The organism is Marinomonas sp. ABL3_031, assembly GCF_056161265.1.
In genome coordinates this window covers 66994-90350 of record NZ_JBSWYU010000015.1, presented here as the reverse complement: position 1 = coordinate 90350, position 23357 = coordinate 66994, and the positions used below count along the sequence as shown (strand labels likewise).

The window sequence follows — 23357 nt, the reverse complement described above, 5'->3', positions numbered from 1 at the left end:
ACGGTGAATGTTTAGATGTGTACACCCTAGTGCTGTGAAGCCTGCGTTGCTTTAGAGGAATATACCTTTCCATTCATCAACAACCTGTTCCCTGTATTGATGCATAGCGTTATGGACAATAGCGCCATTGTTCGGTGTACAGGCAAAAGCATCGTGGACATTGATGATAGGTACAGTCTCTTCCATTGCCCACTTAAACATCTTTAGCGCAATTTCACCCTCAAGATACTGCAAGCGAGTACCGACGTTATTCAGCAAAAGCTGGTAACTATTCAGCCAAGGAACTACTTCCTTAAAACCGTCTGTGATTGCGTCAACGAGTTCACTGGAAGCGATGCTTTTCAACGTCCACTTTATTTTGCCAATGGCAGAGGGTGTTGAAGCGCCCAGTAGCGGAACGAATACACGTTTCACTGTTGCTCTATCGCTTCCAACTAATTGAGCGACTTCTGAGTAGGGGGCGTCTGGTAGTGGCTGGTTCAACAGCATTGACAGCATCGTTAGGTGATTTGATGAAAAGTCTACCTCTGCCACCTTTCGCCCATTGAGCAATGTCTGGGTTCGTAAAGGTATTCGCCTATTCGTGATGTTCTGATATGGCGTATACACACGCCCTGACGTGTGCGGTATTGCTCCAAGCCTTCTCACTGTTGGTGCTTTGAATGCCCAAGAACTAGAACGCATAAACTCGTTATACGCACGTAACGTTCGTTCCTTGGCTTCCCAGTCGCCTTCCCATGGAGCTACGTTATCTTCGTACACATAGGCGTCATAGTTGTCAAAGTCGCCCAACGTGCTGTAAAGCATGTCGCAGTAGGCGCTGATAAGCTTGGGCTTCGGATAGTACTGTGCGGCCTTGGACATCTCTGGATAAGTTTTATGCCTAAATCCAGCCCTAGTGAGACTGCATAATTCCAATGAACAGAGTGCGTCAGTGATATTTTCAATATGCCTTCTGCTAAGCCCAATCCTAGCAAGGTAGCTATCCTTTTTGATTCGTGTTGTGAGTGCTAAGTGCTGATGATGGAAGGCCGCCAGTATCAACGAAGCTATAATGCGGCGGACACTAAGCAGTTGGTCAGCTTTGTATTGGTTGCTAGCAAATGCCTCATCTCGTACAGCCTCTACTAAATCGTTCATCGCTTCGGTTTTGCTAGGTAGGCTGACCTGCAAAGGGGGCATGGATTGGTCAATGTCAGGAATGCCAGCCTTGATAATTAAGTCTGCCAGTTCCCTTGAGTTGGCTTGTTGTTCAGTATCTAGAGACATAATTTCCGCTGGCTAAAAAGGTCATGCAAAAAATAGCATAACAGCGCCCGACAGCGCCTGAGGTGGACGTTGAAGGTCAATGGCAGGGGTAACCATAAATAACGCCTGACAGCCCGTTACAGCGCCACTTGAGGCCGCTCATTGTCAAACCGTGGCTATTTGAATCGGCATAAGCACAGCCAATAAATGGTTGTATCCGGTAAAGCGGATGTTGAAGCATAAACACCGTAAATTACGACCTATCAGTACCTATATCCATCCACCTACTTCTGTTATTTCAACTCGTCTTCGTAGTTGGGTAGGTTCTGAGTTTCTCCAGAATCACCCTCTGATGTATCTGGGCTGGTACATCAACATCCAAAACACTGCAAAGCCTTCCCCCGTACCCTATGAAGCCGCTACACAGCCATAAGCGCTGAATCTGGGCAGGTGTTGTAGAAAGTGTAGACAATCCAGCTCCCTTGTCAGTGAACCAGGGCTATGTAAGTCTTTGATTTGGTGGGCTGACAAGCCTATATGGCGCTTACAGAAGGCTCTGATGAGGTTAAGTTACCTCCGAGAGGATTCGAACCTCTGACCGCTCGGTTCGTAGCCGAGTACTCTATCCAGCTGAGCTACGGATGCGTAACTACTGTTTGATATTAAAATGGCGCATCCGAGAGGATTCGAACCTCTGACCGCTCGGTTCGTAGCCGAGTACTCTATCCAGCTGAGCTACGGATGCGTATTGAAATATCTAGAATGATTGTACAACCATTTTGCAGAATGTGTGAATTAAAGTGGCGCATCCGAGAGGATTCGAACCTCTGACCGCTCGGTTCGTAGCCGAGTACTCTATCCAGCTGAGCTACGGATGCGTAACTTAAATCCCCAACCTTACAACTCAGAAAGGATAGCTTCTGAAAGGTTGCCTTGCATGGCGGAGAGTGAGGGATTCGAACCCTCGATGAGTGTTAACCCATACTCCCTTAGCAGGGGAGCGCCTTCGGCCACTCGGCCAACTCTCCAAACAAGTGCGGCGTAGTATATACTGCTTAATCGCCTTGTAAAGACTTTTGGGGAATTTTTTTTAAAAATTACTCTTCAGAATCATGTCCGTCTTGTTCTTTTTGAATTCGAAGATAAATTTCTTCACGGTGAACAGAAACGTCTTTAGGCGCATTAATGCCAATACGGACCTGATTACCTTTAACACCCAAAACGGTAACAGATACTTCGTCACCAACCATTAATGTTTCACCAACACGACGAGTTAAAATAAGCATAAGAATATCTCCCTGTTATTGCTGTATTCTCAAAATAATTTAGACATCACCTACAAGTTTGTAGGCAATTTCCTACAAGACATATTCTAGCCGCTCAATCAGGGTTTGACTATCGCAAAAAACAAGGATTATGTAGTCATTTGTTACGCTTCGCTAATACCTGCTGCCGAATCACTCAATTTGAAAGCAGAATGTAACGCACGTACCGCTAATTCCATGTATTTCTCATCAATAATGACTGACACCTTGATTTCCGAAGTAGAAATCAATTGGATATTAATAGATTCTTCTGCCAAAGCTTTAAACATGCTACTGGCAACGCCTGCATGGGAACGCATCCCCACACCAACAATCGATACTTTGGCAATCTTAGCATCAGACAAAACAGATTTTGCCCCTAGCTCTTCGGCAATCTTATGTAAGGTTTTCAAAGCCAACTCGTATTCATTACGATGCACAGTAAAAGTAAAATCCGTCGTACCATCTACAGAAACATTCTGTACAATCATATCCACTTCAACATTCGCATCACTGATTGGCCCAAGAATTCTTGAAGCCACACCTGGAATATCGGGAACGCCTTTCAACGTCAGTTTCGCTTCATCGCGATTAAATGCAATCCCAGAAACAGCCGCTTGCTCCATATCAAGTTCCCCATCAGTCGTAATCAATGTGCCTTCACCTTCAACAAAGCTGGACAGTACACGTAATGGCACTTGATACTTACCAGCAAATTCCACCGAACGAATTTGTAAGACTTTTGAGCCTAAACTCGCCATCTCCAACATTTCTTCGAAAGTAATTTTTTCCAAGCGGCGCGCGCTATCAACCACTCGAGGGTCAGTCGTATACACGCCATCTACATCAGTATATATCTGACACTCATCCGCTTTTAGCGAAGCTGCCAACGCCACCCCCGTCGTATCTGAGCCACCGCGTCCCAAGGTAGTAATATTGCCTAACTCATCCGCGCCCTGGAAACCGGCAACCACCAACACTTTGCCTTCAGCCAAATCCGCCTTCATGGCGTCGGTATCAATTTCTTGAATTCGCGCTTTACCATGTGCGCTGTCAGTTGTAATACGAACTTGAGAACCTGTGTATGAACGCGCAGCAATGCCTCGCTTCATTAACGCCATAGACAAGAGCGCAATCGTCACCTGCTCACCGGTTGACAGCAACACATCCATCTCGCGCGCATCAGGCGCCGCTTGAATGCTCTTTGCCAACTCAATCAACCGATTGGTTTCACCACTCATAGCCGAAACCACCACAACAATATCATCACCTTGTTGCTTGTGCCTCTGCACTCTATCCGCTACTGCTTCAATACGTTCTACGGTTCCTACAGAAGTACCGCCGTATTTTTGAACTAACAACGCCATCGTATATTCAACACCTATCAAAAGCCCATGACCGGGCAAGCCAAATTTTAAACTCTTTGCACCACCCAATCTGGGACAGCAGCCAAAGCAGCAGGCAGGCCATCCGGGTTATTACCACCCGCTTGCGCCATATCAGGACGCCCTCCACCCTTACCATCAACTAAAGGCGCGACCATTTTAATCAGATCTCCTGCTTTTACTTGCTTTGTCAGTTCTTTAGTGACACCAGCAATCAGACTAACCTTGTCATCATTTACCGCTGCCAACAAAATAACCGCTGACTCAAGCTTGCTCTTCAATTGATCCAACATATCACGTAGCGCTTTTGGATCCGCTTCCACTTGAGCGACTAATAACTTACCACCGTTAATATCGACCGCTTGGGAAGCCAAATCCGCTCCCGCCATAGCTGCCAACTTACCCTTAATAGCATCCAACTCTTTCTGTAGAGCACGAGCTTGATCATTCAGTGTGCTTACTTTATCTAGAACCGATTCTTTATTACCTTTCACCAGTGCAGCCACCTGCTGCAAAGTATTTTCAACAACACGGTTAGTTTCTACAGCAACCTTACCTGTCACCGCTTCAATACGACGAACACCGGCGGCGATACCACTTTCCGTGATGATCTTAAACAAACCAATATCGCCTGTGCGCTTAACGTGTGTACCACCACATAATTCAATGGAGTAGTCAGCCCCCATGGTCAATACACGCACTTGGCTATCGTATTTTTCACCGAACAGCGCCATCGCCCCTTTCGCTTTAGCCGCCTCAATGTCCATAATATCGGTCTCAACAGCGCGATTTAGACGAATCTGCTCGTTAACCATATCTTCAATCTGCTCAATCTCAGCGGCAGTCACTCCTTCAAAATGAGAGAAGTCAAAGCGCAAACGCTCAGCGTCCACTAAAGAACCTTTCTGAACTACATGGTCACCAAGAACACGACGTAAAGCCTCGTGCATTAAATGTGTTGCAGAGTGGTTCAATGTCGTCGCTTGACGCATAGAACGATCCACTTGAGCCGTTACCTTATCACCAACCGATAAAGTGCCTTCTTTTAATTCACCATGATGCAGATGTGCTTTATCTTGCTTGGTCGTGTTGCTAACTTTAAAAGCCACGCCACCACGCAACCAACCTTGATCCCCAACTTGACCACCAGACTCGCCATAAAAAGGTGTATTATTAAGCACCACAACCGCCTGTTGGCCAACAGCCAAGGTTTGTACAGGTTGACCATCCAACAAAATGGATTCAACTTGACACTCATCTTCCAGCTTATCGTAACCAGTAAATTCCGTTTCAGCGTCAAGACTCATACTGCCTGACATGTCCATACTAAAATTACTGGCAGAACGTGCACGTGCTCGTTGCGCTTCCATTGCCGCCTCAAAACCAGCTTCATCGATTTCTAAATCGTTTTCACGAGCAACATCATTGGTTAAGTCTGCAGGGAAACCGTAAGTATCGTAAAGTTTAAAAACCGTCTCGCCAGACAAGACTTTATCATCCCCCAATTGCGCGATGGCTTCTTCCAGAATACGCATACCTTGGTCTAAGGTTTTCGCAAACTGCTCTTCTTCTTTTAACAAGATAGAAGTCACACGATCTTTTAGCTTACGCAATTCGGGGTAAGCATCTCCCATTTCGACATCTAATGCCGCAACTAACTTATGAAAGAAAGGCTTAGTTTGACCTAACTTGTTACCGTGACGGACTGCACGTCGAATGATACGGCGCAACACATAACCTCGGCCTTCATTCGATGGCACAACACCATCTACAATCATGAAAGAACAAGAGCGGATGTGGTCTGCAATAACGCGTAAAGATTGCGCTTCCAAGTCCTTTGTACCAACAACGTCAGCTGAGGCCTTGATTAGATTTTGAAATAAATCTATCTCGTAGTTACTGTGCACACCTTGCAAAATCGCCGCAATACGCTCCAACCCCATACCCGTATCAACAGAAGGTTTAGGAAGTGGCGACATGTCGCCGTTTGCTGATCGGTTAAATTGCATGAAGACGACATTCCAGATTTCGATAAAACGATCGCCGTCTTCTTCGGGTGATCCTGGTGGCCCACCCCAAATGTGTTCACCATGATCATAGAAAACTTCAGAACAAGGACCACACGGCCCTGTATCGCCCATTGCCCAGAAGTTATCAGACTGATAACGACCACCTTTATTATCACCGATACGGATAATTTTTTCGGTTGGCAAACCTATTTGCTTATGCCAGATATCAAAAGCTTCATCATCGTCTGCGTAAACGGTTACCAATAACTTCTCAGTCGGCAGTTTTAATACCTGAGTTAAAAACTCCCAAGCGTAACCAATGGCTTCTTTTTTGAAGTAATCACCAAAACTGAAGTTACCCAACATCTCAAAGAAAGTATGGTGACGGGCGGTATAACCAACATTCTCTAAGTCATTGTGCTTACCACCAGCACGCACACAACGCTGTGATGTGGTCGCTCGTGTGTAAGAACGAACATCATCCCCTAAAAAAACATCTTTAAACTGCACCATACCTGCGTTGGTAAACAGCAAAGTTGGATCATTACCTGGAATCAGCGAGCTGGATTCCACTATCTGGTGCTGCTTACTTTCAAAGTAAGACAAAAACGACTGGCGTAACTCAGAACTCTTCATAATGGGGTGAGTCTCTATCTCTATATTTCTGGGCAAATTAGGGCTGCGAAAGCCGCGAATAAGTAAGATGCGACTATGATGCAACGAAAAGCACAAAATAGTACACGCAAAGGGTAGGTATTTTCAAAAGAAACCGCAGGAATTTTAAGCTTATTTTGTGTAATTACTGAACACACCCTGCTTTTATTATGAAAACCAGGGGGCGACATTGATATGGAATTGACTATTTAGAAGTATGGTAACGATATTTTGGACGTGAGGTCATGCGAGTCACCACCTCATATCCGATTGTGCCCGCATAATCCGCAATTTCTTCTACTGGCACATCCCCGCCCCATAAAACCACCTCTTGACCGAGCTCCATAACCAAGTCAGAGTCATTAGGTAAACGAATCGTGATCATATCCATAGAAACACGTCCCGCTAAATACCCAGCCTCACCAGCAATAAGGACGGGCGCACCATTTTCCGTTACCCGTGGGTAGCCATCTCCGTAACCAACCGCAACGGTGGCCAACTGGTGCGCTTGCTCAGCTTGATAGGTACGCCCGTAACCCACTTGATCGCCCTTTTGTAAATGACGAACCGAGATAATCTTTGATGACAAGGTCATCGCTGGTTTCAGCCCAAGCTGTGCACCGGTTACCCCCGCAAAAGGCGAGATACCGTAGAGCATGATACCCGGACGAATCCAACCACCTTCAGGCACAGACCATTTCATAATGGCTGCTGAATTCGCCACACTGGCATCAATATCACCGATATCACGATGCGCACTTTCAAAATATGCCAACTGCTCCATCGTCGTCAGATCAGATAAATCATCGGCACAAGAGAAGTGTGTCATCAGTAAAACTTCTTCCACCAAACCACTTTGTCGCAAGCATGTTACTAAGTCCTTGGCAGCCGTTTTGTCGACTCCCAAGCGATGCATCCCTGAATCCAACTTAACGAACACCTTGCCAATCTTTGACTGACTTTCCAGTAAGCCAACCAATTGCTGCTCATTTTCAATAGCAGACCAAAAGCCATATTCTTCGCATAGCTGCCATTCAGAGGACTCAAACACACCCTCAAGCAACACAATAGGTGATTCAATACCGGCTTCTCTTAACTCGATGGCTTCTTCGATCGCCGCCACCGCAAAGGCATCCACATCCTGATCCAAATGCTGAGCCACTGGCACAGCACCATGCCCATAAGCATTACTCTTCACTACAGCAAAAGCCTGACAACTTGGTTGAAGCTTTTTAGCAAACTGGTAATTAAATAAAATTGCATCCAAATCGATGCTAGCAACTAACGGCCTAGCCATAGATATTCCTTACTACTTATAACGCGCAATAGACAAATCAGACGAATCAATTTGCACTTGACTACCCGCCATAATATCCGCAATCACAGCCGCAGAACCACAACTCATGGTCCAACCCAATGTTCCGTGTCCAGTATTAAGATATAAGCCAGCTACATTTGTCGCCCCGATCACAGGTGTACCATCCGGTGTCATCGGACGTAATCCCGTCCAATATTCAGCTTCGGACAACTGACAACCTTGGCCAAATAAATCCCCCACTACATGGCTGATGGTTTCAGTACGCGACTTTGGTAGATCAAGGTTATAACCCGTCAATTCTGCTGTACCCGCTGCTCGAATACGATCACCAAGACGAGTCACAGCTACTTTATAGGTTTCATCCATAACCGTTGAAACAGGTGCATACTGGGTATTGGTAACAGGTACGGTCAGGGAGTAACCTTTAACTGGGTAAACTGGAATATCAACATCGCAAGCTTTCAAGAGCTCTTTTGAATAGCTTCCCAAACTCACCAAAACATGGTCAAACGACTGCAAACCATTTTGGGTAATAACCCCACGAATTTTACCAGACTCAATGAACAAAGACTGGATGCCCGTATTGAACTGAAAAGTAACACCTAAAGCCTCACACTGCTCCTTTAAAGATTGGCAAAACAAATAACAGTCGCCCGTTTCATCTCCGGTTAAACGAAGACCGCCTTTGAACTTATTAATGACAGGAGCTAAACCAGGTTCAGCTTCAACAATTTGCTCGGGCGTCAACATCTGGTGCGGTACGTTTAAAGCTTGCAAAACCTTAATATCTTTAGCTGCCGCTTCCACTTGCTCTTCTTTGCGAAACAACTGCAAAGTACCGCCTTGACCATCATCGTAACGAAAGCCAAGATCCTTACGCAGTTCAACAAACTGATCACGGCTATATTCAGCAAGCGCCATCATGCGAGATTTATTGATGTTGTATGCTCCCTCAGTACATTGAGACAACATTTTCCCCATCCACAACAGCTTTTTCACCTCTGGTTCTGGGCTAATCTTCAATGGAGCGTGTTTTTGCATCAACCACTTTATTGCTTTCAAGGGAACACCAGGCGCAGCCCAAGGCGCTGAATAACCTGGAGAAATTTGTCCAGCATTGGCAAAGCTGGTTTCCAAGGCCACTCCTGGTTGACGATCAATAACCGTGACAGAAAAGCCTTTTTTGACCAAATAATAAGCAGACGTTAAACCCACAACCCCAGCGCCCAGCACGCACACTTGCATAAAAACCCCAACCCCAACGATAATAAGTGATTTAAACTATAATCACACACAAAAATAAGTTTTATTATCTTTATTTTGATCCATATATAGATAATTAATCCTGAAAAAATAAATTAATCAGTAATTAATTCTTTTTAAAATTTTTTTAGAAGTAGCTTACAATGACACAATAACCAAAAGTCGAAGAAACCATTATGAAAGATCAACCGCTATCTACTTACGATCACGCTTTATTACTACTTAACCAAAGAGAGCACTCCTGCTCAGAAGTACGGTATAAACTTAAATCGAAAGGCCATTCGGATGAGAACATTACAAAGGTGATCGAAGAGTTGACGACACTAAACTATCTCAATGATGAGCGTTTTGCCGAGGTATACATTAGGAGTAAAGCCAATCGAGGTTTTGGTCCTAATCGACTTTATCAAGAACTCCAACAAAAAGGTCTTGCTGGAGAGGTTATCAAATCCTCTCTAAACTCAGCTGAAATTGACTGGTTTGCAGCGGCCCGCGAACTCAAACTCAGTAAATTTGGTTCTGCGCCCGCTGAGGACTTTAAACAAAAATCAAAACAGATGCGCCACCTTCAATACAAAGGCTTCAATTACGATCACATCCAGTACGCCTTAGCAAATGACCAAGACGAAGAATACTAAAATTTAAATACTATCCTCCCCAGCCATAATGGCATTGAGATATTTTTCTTCCATCTCTACGTAATTTTTCTGAACCGCTGCTACCTTACTCTCTAAATCATCCACTTTCTTACGTAGCCTTGTGTACTCTTCAGTCTGCGCCTGCCCATCATACAACTGACTGATCAAGCGCTTACGTTCTTCTTCTAGTTCATCATTGATTTCACGAAGATTTTCTAATTCTTCCAATTCTTTCTCAAGCAATAAGTCACTATCTTGAAACTCAGGACTGAACAAGTCTTCAGGACGTTCTAATTTATGCTCTAGGTTTTCACGCAAAACGCGCGCTTTTTCCAAATCGCGCTCCAACACTTCCACATACAATTCAGATTCATTAACCATTTCTCTCAGCTCTTTTATCTTTCCGACTTGCTTGGTAGCAAAAGCATCAGATGACTCGGTTAAGCCTCCCTGGGATAACAAATCTTCCATATTACTCATGGTATCTAATTCTTCATTAACAACACTGTAAAAGTCGCCATTTCTCACCTCACCAATGCTAACCAGCTCTGCTGATTTTTTCGCTAAGGCTTCATCTTTTTTCGCTAGATCAATATTTAAGTTGTGTTTAATATTTTGCAGATTTTCCAGCTTGGCTTCCAAACGCTTAATGACGTGGCCACTTTCTAACAATGACTTTTCTAGACGAGCCATGGCAATGTCATATTCACCAATATGACCTTCGTGGTCATTGTCTTTAACTTCTCGCATTTGTGCTTTTAAATCTTCGATGATGATTTTTTGATTTGCAGCAAGCTGTTTAAGATCAGCTACCTTGTCACCCATTTCCGTTCCAACAGAATCTAAGAAACCAGAATCATCCACACTACCAATAAAGTCTTCCAAGGCTGTGAGGTATTCAGGTGCAACATTGGTTTCCTTCACTTCATCCAAATGGTGTTTCAAGCGCTCAGCTAACTCAAACATACTGGCAATTTCAGCCCGTAAAAGCCCCAAAGATTCATCCAATTCAGCCTCTTTCGCTAACTGACTTTGCAACTTATCTAACTGAGCATTTAAATCCTCCGTCACGTTAACCTGACTAAATACCTTATCGCCAGTACGTTGCAACACTTTATTAAGCTCACGCAAAACCGACTGATTAACCTTTAGCGATTTTAATAAGGCATCAATTTCTTGAGCTTTATCAATTTTATCGAGAATTTTCTTAAATGCTTGCAACAACTCCATCACATTGTGGTTATCGATACCTTGTTCAAGGATTTGTATTTCCACATCAATGAAGATAGACCAGCAAGCAAGTGATGCTCTGCCTTGGAAATCCTCTTTAGCCAATTCTTGTAACAACTGAGCACAGATGGCTTTCTGTTTTCGCAATAATGCCAACCACTTTTCATTATCTGAATCTTGTTGAACTAGCTCTCCTTGGACGTTTGTCTTATTACCAGCCTCCCCCGTATCAGAAGCGTCTTTTAAGTCCTTTTTGAGCGACAAATACCGCAATACCAAGACGACCAAACTCATGGTAAATACGCTACAGGCTGCAATTAAACCCCACTGCCATATCAACATAGTCTACTCGCTCCACCCTTTCGTCCATAAAACCTAATAACAATACTATTATCAATAATAGAAGCTTCTCACCCAAGACTCCATTAAACCTACATTTCTTAACCCATCTACAGCAAAAAACAAAAAAGCAGACCTTTGGCCTGCTTTCGTTTAATGGGGCATCAAAATGATATGAAATTAAAAATCCAGCTGTTCCGTTTCTTCAGCCTCAGTTGAAGTATCTGCTTTAGAGCTCTTAGGCAATAGGGCTTCACGAATTTTTGCTTCAATTTCTTCCGCAATTTCAGGATTTTCACTTAGGAACTGAGCCGCATTCGCTTTACCTTGACCTATTTTATTACCGCCGTAGGCGTACCAAGCACCCGATTTATCGATTAGACCTTGCTTAACACCCAAATCAATCACTTCACCCATTCGGTAAATGCCCGCACCGTACATGATTTGGAACTCTGTTTGTTTGAATGGAGGAGAAATCTTATTTTTCACCACTTTCACACGGGTTTCATTACCAATGACTTCGTCACCTTGTTTCACCGATCCAATACGACGGATATCCAGACGAACTGAAGAGTAGAACTTAAGTGCATTACCGCCAGTAGTGGTTTCAGGGGAACCAAACATGACACCAATCTTCATACGAATTTGGTTAATGAACACCACCAAACAATTCGCGTTCTTAATGGAGCCGGTTAACTTACGCATCGCTTGTGATAGCAAACGCGCCTGAACACCCACCGATGAACTGCCCATTTCCCCTTCAATTTCTGACTTAGGCACCAAAGCGGCAACCGAGTCAACGATAACCACGTCAACGCTGTTTGAACGCACCAACATGTCCACGATTTCCAATGCTTGCTCACCTGTATCTGGCTGAGAAATCAATAATTCTTCAAGATTAACGCCCAGCTTCTCTGCATAAGAAGGATCCAAGGCATGTTCAGCATCAATAAAAGCACAGGTTTTACCCTGCTTTTGTGCTTCAGCAATAACACTCAGGGTTAAAGTAGTTTTACCAGAAGACTCAGGTCCATAAATTTCACAGATACGACCATAAGGTAAACCACCAGCACCCAGCGCGATATCAAGGCCCAAGGAGCCAGTTGATACTGTCTCAATATCCAGCTTAGTGCCTTCACCCATTTTCATGATGGCACCTTTACCAAACTGACGCTCAATCTGAGACAGCGCAGCGTCTAGCGCTTTTTTCTTGTTATCTGCAATAGATGACATAGTGGAATCCTTAAAACTTAGTGTTCAACTTCAATGTTGCTAACTCTAGCGCTTTTTTTGAGTAAGCTCAAGAAAATACTGTATAAAAAAACAGTAGTATTATTTAGCGCTATTTAAACGCGCTTTCACCCCGCGCAAAGCTTCTAAAACTGTGGCCTCACGGATCGCTTTGCGATCACCATCAAACTGAAAACGCATCACATGCGCATCACTCTTTGGCAACTGCCAACCTATGTAGACACATCCAACAGGCTTTTCAGGCGTACCGCCATTTGGCCCTGCTACCCCACTCACAGCAACCGCAACATCCCCCCCCATTGCCAGTGCGCCAGCACACATTTGCTGAACCGTTTGCTCTGACACTGCACCGTACTGTGCTAACGTTTCTGCCGCAACGGACAAACCTTGCTGCTTGGCTTCATTGGCGTAGCTGATAACACCACCGTAAAACCAGACAGAGCTGCCTGAAACTTCAGTGCAAGTTGCGCCAATTAAACCACCTGTGCAAGATTCTGCGGTCACTAACTGCCAATTTCTCTCACTTAATAACTCACCAACTTGTTGAGCCAATTGCAACATTTCTTGTTCAGGTTTCATTGCCTATCCCTTAAAACTAATTCGAATATACCGTAGAATAACCTTCAATTTTTTTGATCACAATTGAGCCGTTTTACATGAGCAAATCCGCAGCCGACAACCATACCCCTATGATGCGCCAATACTTTGGCCTCAAGTCACAACACCCCAATCAGCTGTTGTTTTACCGCATGGGCGATTTTTATGAACTTTTCTACGATGACGCCAAACGTGCTGCACAGTTATTAGACATTACCCTTACTGCTCGAGGGCATTCTGGCGGCCAACCCATTCCCATGGCTGGAATTCCATTCCACGCCGCTGAGAACTACATTGCACGATTGGTACGCATGGGTGAATCTGTGGTCGTTGCTGAGCAAACTGGCGACCCAGCCACCAGCAAAGGCCCCGTTGAACGACAAATTGCACGCATCGTCACACCCGGAACCATCAGTGATGAAGCCTTTCTCGAAGAGAAGCGTGAAAACCTTTTACTGTCGATCTCTCATCAATCCCGTAAAGGCTTGGACATTTTTGGCTTTTCTTATTTAGACATGGCCAGTGGGCGTTTTTGTTTGTTTGAAGTCGATGGCTATGAAGCGCTAAGCAATGAATTACAACGCTTGTCGCCACGAGAAATCCTGATTTCGGAAGACTTCCCCGCTCGCGATGCTTTACAAATGGAGAAAGGCGTTGCCGAACTTGGCCCCTGGCACTTTGATTACGAATCCAGCTATCGCCAACTGATTCAACAATTTAACACCAAGGATTTATCTGGTTTTGGTTGTGAAGCCTTAACATCAGCCATTGCGTCTGCTGGCGCTCTTTTACAGTACGCCAAAGACACTCAAAGATCCGCCCTACCGCACATTCAGGCCATTATGGTGGAGCACAAAGACGATTCGGTGCTAATCGATGCTGCCACACGTCGCAATTTAGAAATTGACATCAACCTTACTGGCGGCACTAGCAACACCTTAATACAAGTATTAGATCAATGCGCCACTCCCATGGGCAGTCGTCTATTAAAGCGCTGGCTACACACTCCTGTGCGAGACATTAATGAAATCCAAGCTCGACAAGCAGCCATTAGTGAACTCAAAGCCAGCTTCCTTTATCAGTCGCTAAATGCACCACTGAAACAAATTGGCGACTTGGAGCGAATTCTATCTCGAGTAGCATTGCGTTCCGCTCGCCCAAGAGACTTATTACGACTAAGATTTGCCCTTGAAGCCATCCCACAATTACACCATGACTTGCACAACATCTCAGCAGCACGACTTGAACAATTGAGCGAACGCCTTTTTGCTCAACCTGAATTAACTGACATTCTCAGTAAAGCATTGGTGGAAAACCCACCGTCTGTTGTTCGAGATGGTGGTATTTTTGCACAAGGCTATGATAAAGAGCTTGATGAATTGCTGTCTCTATCTACCAATGCCACCGACTTTTTAGCGGAAATGGAACGCTGTGAGAAAGAGCGTACTGGTATCAGTTCACTAAAGGTCGGTTTTAACCGAGTACATGGCTACTACATTGAAATCAGTCGCTTGCACTCAGAACAAGCACCAGTCGAATACATTCGCCGTCAAACCTTGAAAAACGCCGAACGCTTTATCACACCTGAACTAAAAAGCTTTGAAGATAAAGCACTTAGCGCCAAGTCAAAAGCATTAGCTCGTGAAAAAGAACTTTACGAAAACTTACTCGATCAGCTCAACGCCAAACTAGCCGAATTACAAAGCAGCAGTCAGGCTTTGGCTCAACTGGACGTTTTAAATAACTTTGCAGAGCGCGCCGAACAGCTCAATTTGATCCAACCAGAGCTACATCAAGGATGCGGTATTGACATCAAAGCAGGTCGCCACCCCGTTGTTGAGTCGGTCATTTCCGAACCTTTTGTACCCAATGATTTGAGCCTAAATGATGAACGCTCACTTCTCATGATTACAGGCCCGAATATGGGTGGTAAATCCACCTACATGCGTCAAATTGCTTTGATCACCCTATTGGCTCATACCGGTTGCTTCGTTCCAGCCGAATCCGCTCAAATTGCGATAGTAGATCGAATTTTCACCCGCATGGGGTCATCCGATGATCTGGCAGGTGGACGCTCTACCTTTATGGTGGAAATGACTGAAACGGCCAACATTCTTAATAATGCAACCAAGAAAAGCCTAGTACTGATGGATGAAGTTGGTCGTGGCACCAGCACATTTGATGGTTTGTCTTTGGCCTGGGCGGCTGTCGAGCATTTAGCGCAAGAATTAAAATGCTATGTTTTATTCGCCACGCATTACTTCGAGTTAACAGGGTTGGCAGAACAATTACCCAACGCAGCAAACGTACACCTGACCGCCACAGAATACGAGGATGAAATCGTTTTTCTTCATAAAGTTCATGATGGTCCAGCCAGCCAATCTTATGGTCTACAAGTCGCCCAACTTGCCGGTGTTCCAAAGAGTGTTATCCAAGAGGCTAAAATCAAATTAGCAGAGCTTGAAACAGTAACCGGTATTGAAACAACTCAACAAATACCTGCAAAAGCCTCTTATGCTTACTCACCACAGCAACCAGACTTGTTTGCTCAAGCCGAGCAGAATCAGCTAAAAGAAGCCATTACTGAGTTGGATTTAGATAATATGACGCCTATTGAAGCCCTGAATCAGCTCTATAAATTAAAATCAGAGATATAAAAAACAGAAAGCGGCATAAGCTAATGACAGATAAATTTAGAGAATATTTGTCACAAACTTGCCGCCAGATAGTCTATACCACTAGAATAGTGCGCAATTATTACTAAGAACATTGTGAGGAGAAGTCGAATGGCTTTCATCGTTACTGATAACTGCATTCGCTGTAAATACACAGATTGTGTGGAAGTATGCCCAGTAGATTGCTTCTATGAAGGACCAAACTTCCTAGCCATCAACCCTGATGAATGCATCGACTGCGCTCTTTGTGAGCCAGAGTGTCCTGCTAACGCCATTTTTTCTGAGGATGAATTACCAGAAGATCAGGAAGTTTTTGTTGAGCTAAATAAAGATCTGTCTATGATCTGGCCTAACATTACTGAGAAAAAAGATGCCCTAAGTGATGCAACAGAATGGGACGGCGTTGAAGATAAATTAGAACATTTGGAAAGATAAGCCTGATGTCTAAAAATGAAAAAAGCGACCTAAAGTCGCTTTTTTAATGTCCTAATTTTTACTTCCTGTATAGCTAAATCCATCTTAGCTAACCATGATCCTAGGACCCATCCATAAAGGTCATTACATCCTGTAAGCAATCCTTTTCCATTGAAGACTGACATCCAGTCAGTATCCTATCCGTAAAAAAGACAGCCTAAGCTGCCTTTTTTTGGCCAAATTCCATTTAAGCCTCTCATCCATTGAGTTAAACATCCTGTTGGTTTCATCCTGAAAACCAAAAATCCTTGCTACATGGACATCATCCTAGACCATGCTTTTCCAAAGAGTCATCCATTTCTCTGGGCATCCCAGCCCATCCCTCAACACCTTCACTGGCATTGTGCACGTCACTGTGCTTTTCATCCTTGAAATCGTTTGGATGATTCAAATTTAACAGCTTTTTACACAATTACAAAATATTACAAAATCGAATAAAATTAAAAAAATTGTTATATTTCAAATGGATAGATTATTTGAAGGAGATATGTGAGATTACATTACATAACAAAAAGAAAATAACTACAGATATGTAGGATTATGACTACAAAAAGCGTATAAACACTAGGTACAGGCTAAATTTGACTTAAGAACTCGTCAGCCCATTTAAGAGAAGCCAAATAAGTATCTTTTAAATCCTCAAAATTTTGTTCATCAACAATAGTTTGTTGATTAGAGTACTTCTCAACCAAATCCAGAGTCTCACCAACTCGCCCTACACGATGAACAATGGCATTAATAAACTCATTAGGTAAAGGCAACTCTCCCAGTACTTTTTCTAATGGCATGCCAGTACATACATCCATCATAGAGAGCATGGCAGCCAAAAAATACTTATCCTGATTATCGTATCGTCGCTGTTCAGCAAACAATTCAGCATGTTTCGCACGAATCAAAATTTGCTCTAGTAATGCATGTTGTTCACCAACCATTTCTGACATAAGCAGAAGGTTAGTCAAACTTTTTAATTTCTCTATGCCTATTAACATGATGGCAAGACGAACCGAATCCACAGAGACGACTAAACCCGTCATTGGGGAATTTAAATAACGCAGCAGCTTATGTACCAGACCGGCATCTTGACTAACAATTCTTTCAATATCATCTACATTGAGATTATTGGCATCCAATAATGAGGACATCAATCTCAATAAAGTCATGCTATTTACCTTGGTTGAACGTGCTGTAACCAATTCGGGCTTCTCAAAAAAATAGCCTTGAAAATATTCCACGCCAAGCAAGCGACAAAATTGATAGTCCTCCCAAGTCTCAACTTTCTCCGCAATCAACTCCACATTAAATCCACGCAGAGCTTCAACTTGTTGATGAAAACCGTCTTGCCCTAACGCCAAAATATCGAGCTTCACGTAATCGGCTAATTCAACAAAGGGTGTTAGCTTAGTTTCAAACACAAAATCATCCAAAGCCAAACAACAACCCGCTTTTTTCCAACGCCTCAAAGAAGCGAGAAGATTGGCATCGAAACCTGCGCTTTCAAGTACTTCCACGACAACATTTTCACGATGGGTTGGCAGGCCATTGGCACTGAGCAGATAAGATCGAGGAAAATTAATAAAAGCTTTGTTTGCTCCAACTAAGTTCTCCATACCAAGTTCAAATAAGCTGGCAGAAACCACCTGAGCTGTCGCGCCAACATCATCTATTACATCAGCACGCTGAGCATGGGCACTTTCGCGATACAGTAATTCATACCCCATAACCGCTAAATGTGCATCCACAATAGGCTGTCTTGCTACTGCAATATCGGAGTGAATGTAAGTTTCCTGCTCTGCCATAGATATTCCATCACTATAAAAATAACTCGTAAACTCACAGTGTCTCAATATTGTCGCAAAATTGCCATTGGGTGAAGGCAATATTCTTGGTAAGATGTGCGGCTATAATTAAGAAAGATCCTGTGGGGAAAATAATGCCAGTCTACCGTTCCAAAACCACTACCTCTGGCCGAAATATGGCCGGAGCTCGCGCTTTATGGCGCGCAACAGGTATGAAAGACGACGATTTCCAAAAGCCTATCATAGCCGTTGCTAACTCATTTACACAATTTGTTCCAGGTCATGTACATCTTAAGGATCTTGGCCAACTGGTTTGTCGTGAAATCGAAGAAGCAGGTGGCGTGGCCAAAGAGTTCAACACGATTGCGGTAGACGACGGTATTGCCATGGGCCATGACGGTATGCTTTACAGCTTACCATCTCGCGACTTAATTGCCGATTCCGTTGAATACATGGTCAACGCTCACTGTGCTGATGCGCTTGTGTGTATTTCAAACTGCGACAAGATCACCCCAGGGATGCTGATGGCAGCCATGCGCTTGAACATTCCAGTTATCTTTGTGTCTGGCGGTCCAATGGAAGCGGGTAAGACCAAACTGTCTGAGCATAAACTGGATTTGGTGGATGCTATGGTTATCGCTGCAGATTCCTCAGCATCAGATGAAAAAGTAGCTGAATATGAACGATCGGCTTGCCCAACTTGTGGCTCCTGCTCGGGCATGTTTACCGCCAACTCAATGAACTGTTTAACAGAAGCCCTAGGCCTCAGTTTACCAGGCAATGGTACTACTTTGGCGACACATTCTGATCGTCATCGTCTCTTCGTTGAAGCGGGACGTCGCATTGTAGAAATTACAAAACGTTATTACGAAAAAGAAGAATTGCATTGGGCCCCACGTGCCATTGCCAGTTTTGAAGCCTTCGAAAATGCCATGACACTAGACATTGCTATGGGCGGATCAACCAACACCATACTGCATTTACTCGCAATTGCTCGTGAAGCCGGTGTGGACTTCACTATGGAAGACATTGATCGCTTGTCACGTCGTGTCCCACAGTTATGTAAAGTGGCACCCAACTCACCACAGTACCATATTGAAGACGTACACAGAGCAGGTGGTATTTTTGCCCTGTTAGGTGAAATCGACCGCGCTGGCATTCTACATAATCAGTGTCATACCGTACATTCTAAAACCATGGCAGAAGCTCTTGAAAAATGGGACATCATGCGTGCACCGACACCCGAAGTGGTGGAATTTTACAAAGCAGGCCCAGCGGGCATTCCAACGCAAACCGCATTTAGCCAATCTACTCGTTGGCCAACCCTAGATGGCGATCGTGAAAATGGTTGTATTCGCTCTATCGAGAATGCTTTCTCACTAGAAGGTGGTCTTGCCGTACTGTATGGCAATATTGCAGTAGATGGTTGTGTGGTTAAAAGTGCTGGTGTTGACGAATCTTGTTTAGTATTCGAAGGCCCTGCACACATAACCGAATCTCAAGATGAAGCGGTTAGCAATATCCTTGACGATAAGGTAAAAGCCGGTGAAGTGGTAATCGTTCGTTACGAAGGCCCAAAAGGTGGCCCAGGCATGCAGGAAATGCTGTACCCTACCTCTTACATTAAATCAAAAGGTCTGGGCAAAGCTTGTGCCTTATTGACCGATGGTCGCTTCTCTGGCGGTACATCTGGTTTATCTATTGGGCATGTCTCACCCGAAGCCGCGGCAGGCGGTGCCATCGGTTTGGTTGAGAATGGAGATATCATTCGCATTGACATCCCAAATCGTACCATTAACGTAGTACTGAGCGATGAAGAGTTAGCAGCACGTCGCGCAACAATGGAAGCCAAAGGTACAGCTGCTTGGAAACCTGAGCAAGAGCGCCCTCGTAAAGTATCACCAGCGCTAAAAGTCTATGCGCACTTTGCTACCAGCGCCGATAAAGGGGCGGTACGAGACTTGAGTCAACTCGACTAATTGTTCGTCGACGCTTTTAAGGCCGCTAAAGTCAGCGGCCTTTTTCATTAATTAGGAAGCAAAATGCTGAGTTATCGCCATATATACCACGCGGGTAATCACGCTGATATTCTAAAACACGTTACAGTGAGCCAGATTTGTCGTCATTTTATTAAAAAAGAGACGCCTTTCTTTTATTTAGACACCCACGCGGGTATTGGTCAATACGAACTGAATTCTGATCAGGCCCAAAAGAATAAAGAATTTCATTCTGGTATCAGCCGTTTAGTTCAGCAAGAACAACTACCTGATGCCATTGAAGGACTAATAGACATTGTTCGAGATCTGAATGATGACGATGGTTTAGCATTGTATCCAGGCAGCCCTAAAGTCGTAGATTATTACACTCGTCAAAAAGACAAGTTACACCTGTGCGAGTTGCATCCGAATGACTTTCCTCTTCTAGCAGCCTTATTTCCTCACAAACGTAAAGCTAACGTGGTGAAAGAAAATGGTTTTGCTGCGGTCAAAGCCATGCTACCACCACCGCAAAAGCGCGGTTTTGTGCTAATGGACCCACCCTATGAAGTCAAAAAAGACTACGATTATGTGGTTCAAGCATTAACCGAAGGTCATAAACGCTTCCCACAGGGCACTTACGCCATCTGGTATCCTGTATTGACTCGCCAACAAGCCGATAAGCTTCTAAAATCAGTAGAGGCGACAGAGATTCGGAATGTGTTATTGTTGGAACTCTGTGTACGTGATTCAGAAAAACAACGCGGTATGTCCGGCAGTGGAATGATAGTTGTGAATCCACCTTGGACACTAGAAAAAGACGCCGGGGAATTTTTACCCTTTTTAAAAGATGTCTTAGCAGAAGACAATACTGCCGCCTTCCAAATCACTTGGATCACCCCAGAATAAACTATTTTGTATAGGGAGAGTCCCATGATCACAGCTTTTGAACAAGCCTTCAAACACATGCCTACCCCAGCCTTTATACTAGAAAGTCAGACCGGGGAGCTGATCTCGTACAATCGAAATTTTCAAACTTTCTTTGAAAACTGGAATGCGACACCTCCGGATTCTTGGCTGTCGCTAAGTGAAGAAGCCCAAACCAAACAAGACTGGCAGCAGCTATGTGATAAAATAAAGCAAGGAAGCATTGAGCGTTGTGAAACCTTAATGCGTGTTGGTAACAAGCTGGTCAATACCCAACTGGATATGCAAAACTTGGGAGATACGATTCTGGCCTGTGTTTACCATACTGACCACATGGATTTAACTGCAGCTGAAAATACTTTATTAAAATTTGCTTTAACTGAATCCTCTGCAGGGTTATGGATTTGGGAAACCGAATCAGACCTAGTGTCATGCTCTAAATCAATCGCCAATCTTTTAAAATGCAAAGTAGAAGACACTCCTAGATCGACAGCCGAATGGCATAAATTGGTACACCCTGACGATGTGAAACAACTGGCAGCGGTTGTCGACGAACATGTGGCGTTAAATCAAGACTACTACGAGGCGGAATATCGGATTTTAACCGGTAATCAAGACTATTTATGGGTCAAAGAACGTGGTCGAACTTATACCAAGACTGCTGACAACAAAACCAAAAAAGTCATAGGCTTTGTGGTTGATATTAGCTATCAAAAAGCCCTAGAAGAACACCTTCGAAATCAAGCCACATTTGATGAGCTTACAGGTTTGTTAACTCGTAGTTCAGCGCTCACCCATTTTAAAAAACAACTTGGATTGGCAAAACGCCAATACACGCCTCTTACCATGGCTAAAATCCATTTGGATGCCCATAATCGTCTTAATGAATTGACCATGGAAGCGCGTAATATTGCCATTCAAACATCGGCACGTTACATCTATAAAAAAATTCGAGAGGCAGATGTATTGGCCCGCGTTGAAACAGACAAATTGTTACTGCTTCTGCCCAATACCAGCGTCAAAGATGCCAACACGCTATTAACCAATATCATCAACCCAAAAGCGGATGAAGAAGCCATTTTGGCTGCAGGTAACTCCAGTCCAGCCGATTTCTGTATCGGTATTGCCGCCTTCCCCGAGGACGGTGAGAGCATTGAAGAATTAGCACTCAGTGCCAATCAAGCGGTTGAACAGGGTCAACAAAAACACACCCAAATCATTGTTAATTAATAAAAAAGCGCCGATAAGGCGCTTTTTTAAACCATACCTATAGAGTTAGGGACTCATTCGCCTTGCAGGGTCAACAGCATTTTGCGTGGTCCACCATACTCTCTGTGTTCGCCCAGATAGATACCCTGCCAGGTACCAAGCCGCAATTGTTGGTTCGTCACAGGAATAGTCAAACTGGAACCCAGCATGCTGGCTTTAATATGCGCTGGCATATCATCACTGCCTTCGTATACATGTTCATAATAGGGTTGATCTTCTGGCACCATTTGAGAAAAATGCCTTTCCATGTCTCGCCTTACTGAAGGATCGGCGTTTTCATTAATGGTTAAAGACGCCGAAGTATGCAATAACTGAATATGCAGCAAGCCTATTTTAACCTCAGACAAGCTGAACAAGACTTTCTCAACCTGCTGAGTAATGAGATGAAAACCACGGGAAAACGGCGGTAATTGAAGTTCAACTTGCTGCCACATAATACTTACTTACCATTAGTCCTTTGGTAAACCGAAAAACGATAGTCATAAGGATTGTGACCTTCTGCAGCAAATCTTTCTTCGGCTATTAGGGCAAAAGATGGCCAATCCACTTCTGGGAAAAAGGCGTCGCCTTCAACTTGAGCATCCACATGCGTAATGTACAAACGATCAACTCTTGGCAAAGCCAGTTCATAAATTTGCGCACCACCAATCACCATCACTTCTTCTTGCCCATTTACCAGACAAATGTCCTCTCCCAAAGCCATGGCTTGATCCAATGAAGACACTAGATCTATGCCCTCTGCGGTAAAATTCTCGTCACGAGTGATCACAATATTTCGACGACCTGGCAGTGGCTTACCAATGGACTCAAAGGTTTTTCGCCCCATCACAATCGGCTTACCCATGGTGGCTTGCTTGAAGTACTTTAAATCATTTGGCAAATGCCAAGGCAATGCATTGTTAATACCAATGGTGCGGTTAGTCGACATGGCGACAATCAGTGACAACATATAAGGATACCTTTTTCAATCTATGCTCGATGAATCCAAGCCTGATATAATATTT

At 44.0% G+C, this 23357-nt stretch carries 19 protein-coding genes and 4 tRNA genes; 7 read left to right on the top strand and 16 right to left on the bottom strand.

Annotation, left to right across the window (positions count from 1 at the left end; translation table 11 throughout):
• Nucleotides 1–51: 51 nt before the first annotated feature.
• Nucleotides 52–1269, bottom strand: coding sequence for a hypothetical protein (locus ACXAH2_RS15315; protein ID WP_475079707.1), 1218 nt, complete (start codon nucleotides 1267–1269; stop codon nucleotides 52–54).
• Nucleotides 1270–1477: 208 nt separating this feature from the next.
• Between ACXAH2_RS15315 and ACXAH2_RS15310 the strand changes: the two genes are divergently transcribed.
• Nucleotides 1478–1681, top strand: coding sequence for a hypothetical protein (locus ACXAH2_RS15310; protein WP_475079705.1), 204 nt, complete (start codon nucleotides 1478–1480; stop codon nucleotides 1679–1681).
• Nucleotides 1682–1819: 138 nt separating this feature from the next.
• On the opposite strand, the gene ACXAH2_RS15305 is transcribed toward ACXAH2_RS15310, so the two are convergent.
• The 9 genes from ACXAH2_RS15305 to ACXAH2_RS15265 all read right to left on the bottom strand — a co-directional run bounded on the left by ACXAH2_RS15305 (nucleotide 1820) and on the right by ACXAH2_RS15265 (nucleotide 9163).
• Nucleotides 1820–1893, bottom strand: a tRNA-Arg gene (locus ACXAH2_RS15305).
• A 23-nt stretch (nucleotides 1894–1916) separates the two neighbouring features.
• Nucleotides 1917–1993: transfer RNA gene (locus ACXAH2_RS15300), tRNA-Arg, on the bottom strand.
• 56 nt (nucleotides 1994–2049) lie between these two features.
• Nucleotides 2050–2126: transfer RNA gene (locus ACXAH2_RS15295), tRNA-Arg, on the bottom strand.
• 60 nt (nucleotides 2127–2186) lie between these two features.
• Nucleotides 2187–2276, bottom strand: a tRNA-Ser gene (locus ACXAH2_RS15290).
• 69 nt (nucleotides 2277–2345) lie between these two features.
• Complete coding sequence (gene csrA, locus ACXAH2_RS15285; RefSeq protein WP_475079703.1) at nucleotides 2346–2534, bottom strand: carbon storage regulator CsrA; 189 nt, start codon at nucleotides 2532–2534, stop codon at nucleotides 2346–2348.
• Nucleotides 2535–2677: 143 nt separating this feature from the next.
• Nucleotides 2678–3919, bottom strand: a complete 1242-nt coding sequence (locus tag ACXAH2_RS15280; RefSeq protein ID WP_475079702.1) for an aspartate kinase — start codon at nucleotides 3917–3919, stop codon at nucleotides 2678–2680.
• 47 nt (nucleotides 3920–3966) lie between these two features.
• Nucleotides 3967–6582, bottom strand: coding sequence for an alanine--tRNA ligase (gene alaS, locus ACXAH2_RS15275; RefSeq protein WP_475079700.1), 2616 nt, complete (start codon nucleotides 6580–6582; stop codon nucleotides 3967–3969).
• 223 nt (nucleotides 6583–6805) lie between these two features.
• A complete protein-coding gene (gene alr / locus ACXAH2_RS15270; protein WP_475079699.1) occupies nucleotides 6806–7897 on the bottom strand; it encodes an alanine racemase in 1092 nt (363 codons plus the stop codon).
• A 12-nt stretch (nucleotides 7898–7909) separates the two neighbouring features.
• On the bottom strand, nucleotides 7910–9163 hold the full coding sequence (locus tag ACXAH2_RS15265) for a D-amino acid dehydrogenase (protein WP_475079698.1): 1254 nt from the start codon (nucleotides 9161–9163) through the stop codon (nucleotides 7910–7912).
• A gap of 194 nt (nucleotides 9164–9357) precedes the next feature.
• On the opposite strand from ACXAH2_RS15265, the gene ACXAH2_RS15260 reads away from it, so the two are divergent.
• Nucleotides 9358–9819: a regulatory protein RecX gene (locus ACXAH2_RS15260; RefSeq protein WP_475079696.1), complete on the top strand. Its 462-nt coding sequence runs from the start codon at nucleotides 9358–9360 to the stop codon at nucleotides 9817–9819.
• A 3-nt stretch (nucleotides 9820–9822) separates the two neighbouring features.
• Here ACXAH2_RS15260 and ACXAH2_RS15255 read toward each other — a convergent pair whose 3' ends face one another.
• From ACXAH2_RS15255 to ACXAH2_RS15245, 3 genes are all read right to left on the bottom strand, one after another.
• Complete coding sequence (locus ACXAH2_RS15255) at nucleotides 9823–11391, bottom strand: coiled-coil domain-containing protein (protein ID WP_475079695.1); 1569 nt, start codon at nucleotides 11389–11391, stop codon at nucleotides 9823–9825.
• A 177-nt stretch (nucleotides 11392–11568) separates the two neighbouring features.
• Nucleotides 11569–12621: a recombinase RecA gene (gene recA, locus ACXAH2_RS15250; RefSeq protein ID WP_475079693.1), complete on the bottom strand. Its 1053-nt coding sequence runs from the start codon at nucleotides 12619–12621 to the stop codon at nucleotides 11569–11571.
• Between the two features lie 99 nt (nucleotides 12622–12720).
• The gene (locus tag ACXAH2_RS15245; RefSeq protein WP_475079691.1) at nucleotides 12721–13218 is read right to left on the bottom strand and encodes a CinA family protein; all 498 of its coding nucleotides are present in this window, start codon (nucleotides 13216–13218) and stop codon (nucleotides 12721–12723) included.
• Nucleotides 13219–13295: 77 nt separating this feature from the next.
• On the opposite strand from ACXAH2_RS15245, the gene mutS reads away from it, so the two are divergent.
• Entirely contained in the window at nucleotides 13296–15893 is a 2598-nt protein-coding gene (gene mutS / locus ACXAH2_RS15240) for a DNA mismatch repair protein MutS (protein ID WP_475079690.1), read from the top strand.
• A 129-nt stretch (nucleotides 15894–16022) separates the two neighbouring features.
• Nucleotides 16023–16346 carry a ferredoxin FdxA gene (gene fdxA, locus ACXAH2_RS15235; protein ID WP_353669582.1) on the top strand — a complete coding sequence of 108 codons (324 nt, stop codon included), beginning with the start codon at nucleotides 16023–16025 and terminating at the stop codon, nucleotides 16344–16346.
• Nucleotides 16347–16960: 614 nt separating this feature from the next.
• On the opposite strand, the gene ACXAH2_RS15230 is transcribed toward fdxA, so the two are convergent.
• Nucleotides 16961–18181: an EAL and HDOD domain-containing protein gene (locus ACXAH2_RS15230; RefSeq protein WP_475079688.1), complete on the bottom strand. Its 1221-nt coding sequence runs from the start codon at nucleotides 18179–18181 to the stop codon at nucleotides 16961–16963.
• A gap of 134 nt (nucleotides 18182–18315) precedes the next feature.
• On the opposite strand from ACXAH2_RS15230, the gene ilvD reads away from it, so the two are divergent.
• The 3 genes from ilvD (at nucleotide 18316) to ACXAH2_RS15215 (ending at nucleotide 22314) form a co-directional block, all read left to right on the top strand.
• Nucleotides 18316–20160 (top strand): dihydroxy-acid dehydratase, encoded by a 1845-nt coding sequence (gene ilvD / locus ACXAH2_RS15225; RefSeq protein ID WP_475079686.1) that lies wholly within the window; start codon nucleotides 18316–18318, stop codon nucleotides 20158–20160.
• Nucleotides 20161–20223: 63 nt separating this feature from the next.
• Nucleotides 20224–21066 carry a 23S rRNA (adenine(2030)-N(6))-methyltransferase RlmJ gene (locus tag ACXAH2_RS15220; protein WP_475079684.1) on the top strand — a complete coding sequence of 281 codons (843 nt, stop codon included), beginning with the start codon at nucleotides 20224–20226 and terminating at the stop codon, nucleotides 21064–21066.
• A 24-nt stretch (nucleotides 21067–21090) separates the two neighbouring features.
• On the top strand, nucleotides 21091–22314 hold the full coding sequence (locus ACXAH2_RS15215; protein ID WP_475079682.1) for a diguanylate cyclase domain-containing protein: 1224 nt from the start codon (nucleotides 21091–21093) through the stop codon (nucleotides 22312–22314).
• Between the two features lie 53 nt (nucleotides 22315–22367).
• Here the strand turns inward: ACXAH2_RS15215 and ACXAH2_RS15210 are convergent, their stop codons facing one another.
• Both ACXAH2_RS15210 and folA read right to left on the bottom strand, forming a co-directional pair.
• Nucleotides 22368–22787 carry a secondary thiamine-phosphate synthase enzyme YjbQ gene (locus ACXAH2_RS15210; RefSeq protein ID WP_475079681.1) on the bottom strand — a complete coding sequence of 140 codons (420 nt, stop codon included), beginning with the start codon at nucleotides 22785–22787 and terminating at the stop codon, nucleotides 22368–22370.
• Nucleotides 22788–22792: 5 nt separating this feature from the next.
• The gene (gene folA / locus ACXAH2_RS15205) at nucleotides 22793–23302 is read right to left on the bottom strand and encodes a type 3 dihydrofolate reductase (protein WP_475079679.1); all 510 of its coding nucleotides are present in this window, start codon (nucleotides 23300–23302) and stop codon (nucleotides 22793–22795) included.
• Nucleotides 23303–23357 lie beyond the last annotated feature (55 nt).

Excerpts from the sequence above, each read along its gene's own strand:
- ACXAH2_RS15265 (WP_475079698.1), bottom strand. The coding sequence starts at position 9,163 with ATGCAAGTGTGCGTGCTGGGCGCTGGGGTTGTGGGTTTAACGTCTGCT.
- ACXAH2_RS15245 (WP_475079691.1), bottom strand. The coding sequence starts at position 13,218 with ATGAAACCTGAACAAGAAATGTTGCAATTGGCTCAACAAGTTGGTGAG.
- ACXAH2_RS15230 (WP_475079688.1), bottom strand. The coding sequence starts at position 18,181 with ATGGCAGAGCAGGAAACTTACATTCACTCCGATATTGCAGTAGCAAGA.
- ilvD (WP_475079686.1), top strand. The coding sequence starts at position 18,316 with ATGCCAGTCTACCGTTCCAAAACCACTACCTCTGGCCGAAATATGGCC.
- ACXAH2_RS15310 (WP_475079705.1), top strand. The coding sequence starts at position 1,478 with ATGTTGAAGCATAAACACCGTAAATTACGACCTATCAGTACCTATATC.
- alr (WP_475079699.1), bottom strand. The coding sequence starts at position 7,897 with ATGGCTAGGCCGTTAGTTGCTAGCATCGATTTGGATGCAATTTTATTT.
- ACXAH2_RS15255 (WP_475079695.1), bottom strand. The coding sequence starts at position 11,391 with ATGTTGATATGGCAGTGGGGTTTAATTGCAGCCTGTAGCGTATTTACC.
- folA (WP_475079679.1), bottom strand. The coding sequence starts at position 23,302 with ATGTTGTCACTGATTGTCGCCATGTCGACTAACCGCACCATTGGTATT.
- alaS (WP_475079700.1), bottom strand. The coding sequence starts at position 6,582 with ATGAAGAGTTCTGAGTTACGCCAGTCGTTTTTGTCTTACTTTGAAAGT.
- fdxA (WP_353669582.1), top strand. The coding sequence starts at position 16,023 with ATGGCTTTCATCGTTACTGATAACTGCATTCGCTGTAAATACACAGAT.
- ACXAH2_RS15260 (WP_475079696.1), top strand. The coding sequence starts at position 9,358 with ATGAAAGATCAACCGCTATCTACTTACGATCACGCTTTATTACTACTT.
- mutS (WP_475079690.1), top strand. The coding sequence starts at position 13,296 with ATGAGCAAATCCGCAGCCGACAACCATACCCCTATGATGCGCCAATAC.
- ACXAH2_RS15315 (WP_475079707.1), bottom strand. The coding sequence starts at position 1,269 with ATGTCTCTAGATACTGAACAACAAGCCAACTCAAGGGAACTGGCAGAC.
- ACXAH2_RS15210 (WP_475079681.1), bottom strand. The coding sequence starts at position 22,787 with ATGTGGCAGCAAGTTGAACTTCAATTACCGCCGTTTTCCCGTGGTTTT.
- csrA (WP_475079703.1), bottom strand. The coding sequence starts at position 2,534 with ATGCTTATTTTAACTCGTCGTGTTGGTGAAACATTAATGGTTGGTGAC.
- ACXAH2_RS15215 (WP_475079682.1), top strand. The coding sequence starts at position 21,091 with ATGATCACAGCTTTTGAACAAGCCTTCAAACACATGCCTACCCCAGCC.
- recA (WP_475079693.1), bottom strand. The coding sequence starts at position 12,621 with ATGTCATCTATTGCAGATAACAAGAAAAAAGCGCTAGACGCTGCGCTG.
- ACXAH2_RS15220 (WP_475079684.1), top strand. The coding sequence starts at position 20,224 with ATGCTGAGTTATCGCCATATATACCACGCGGGTAATCACGCTGATATT.
- ACXAH2_RS15280 (WP_475079702.1), bottom strand. The coding sequence starts at position 3,919 with ATGGCGTTGTTAGTTCAAAAATACGGCGGTACTTCTGTAGGAACCGTA.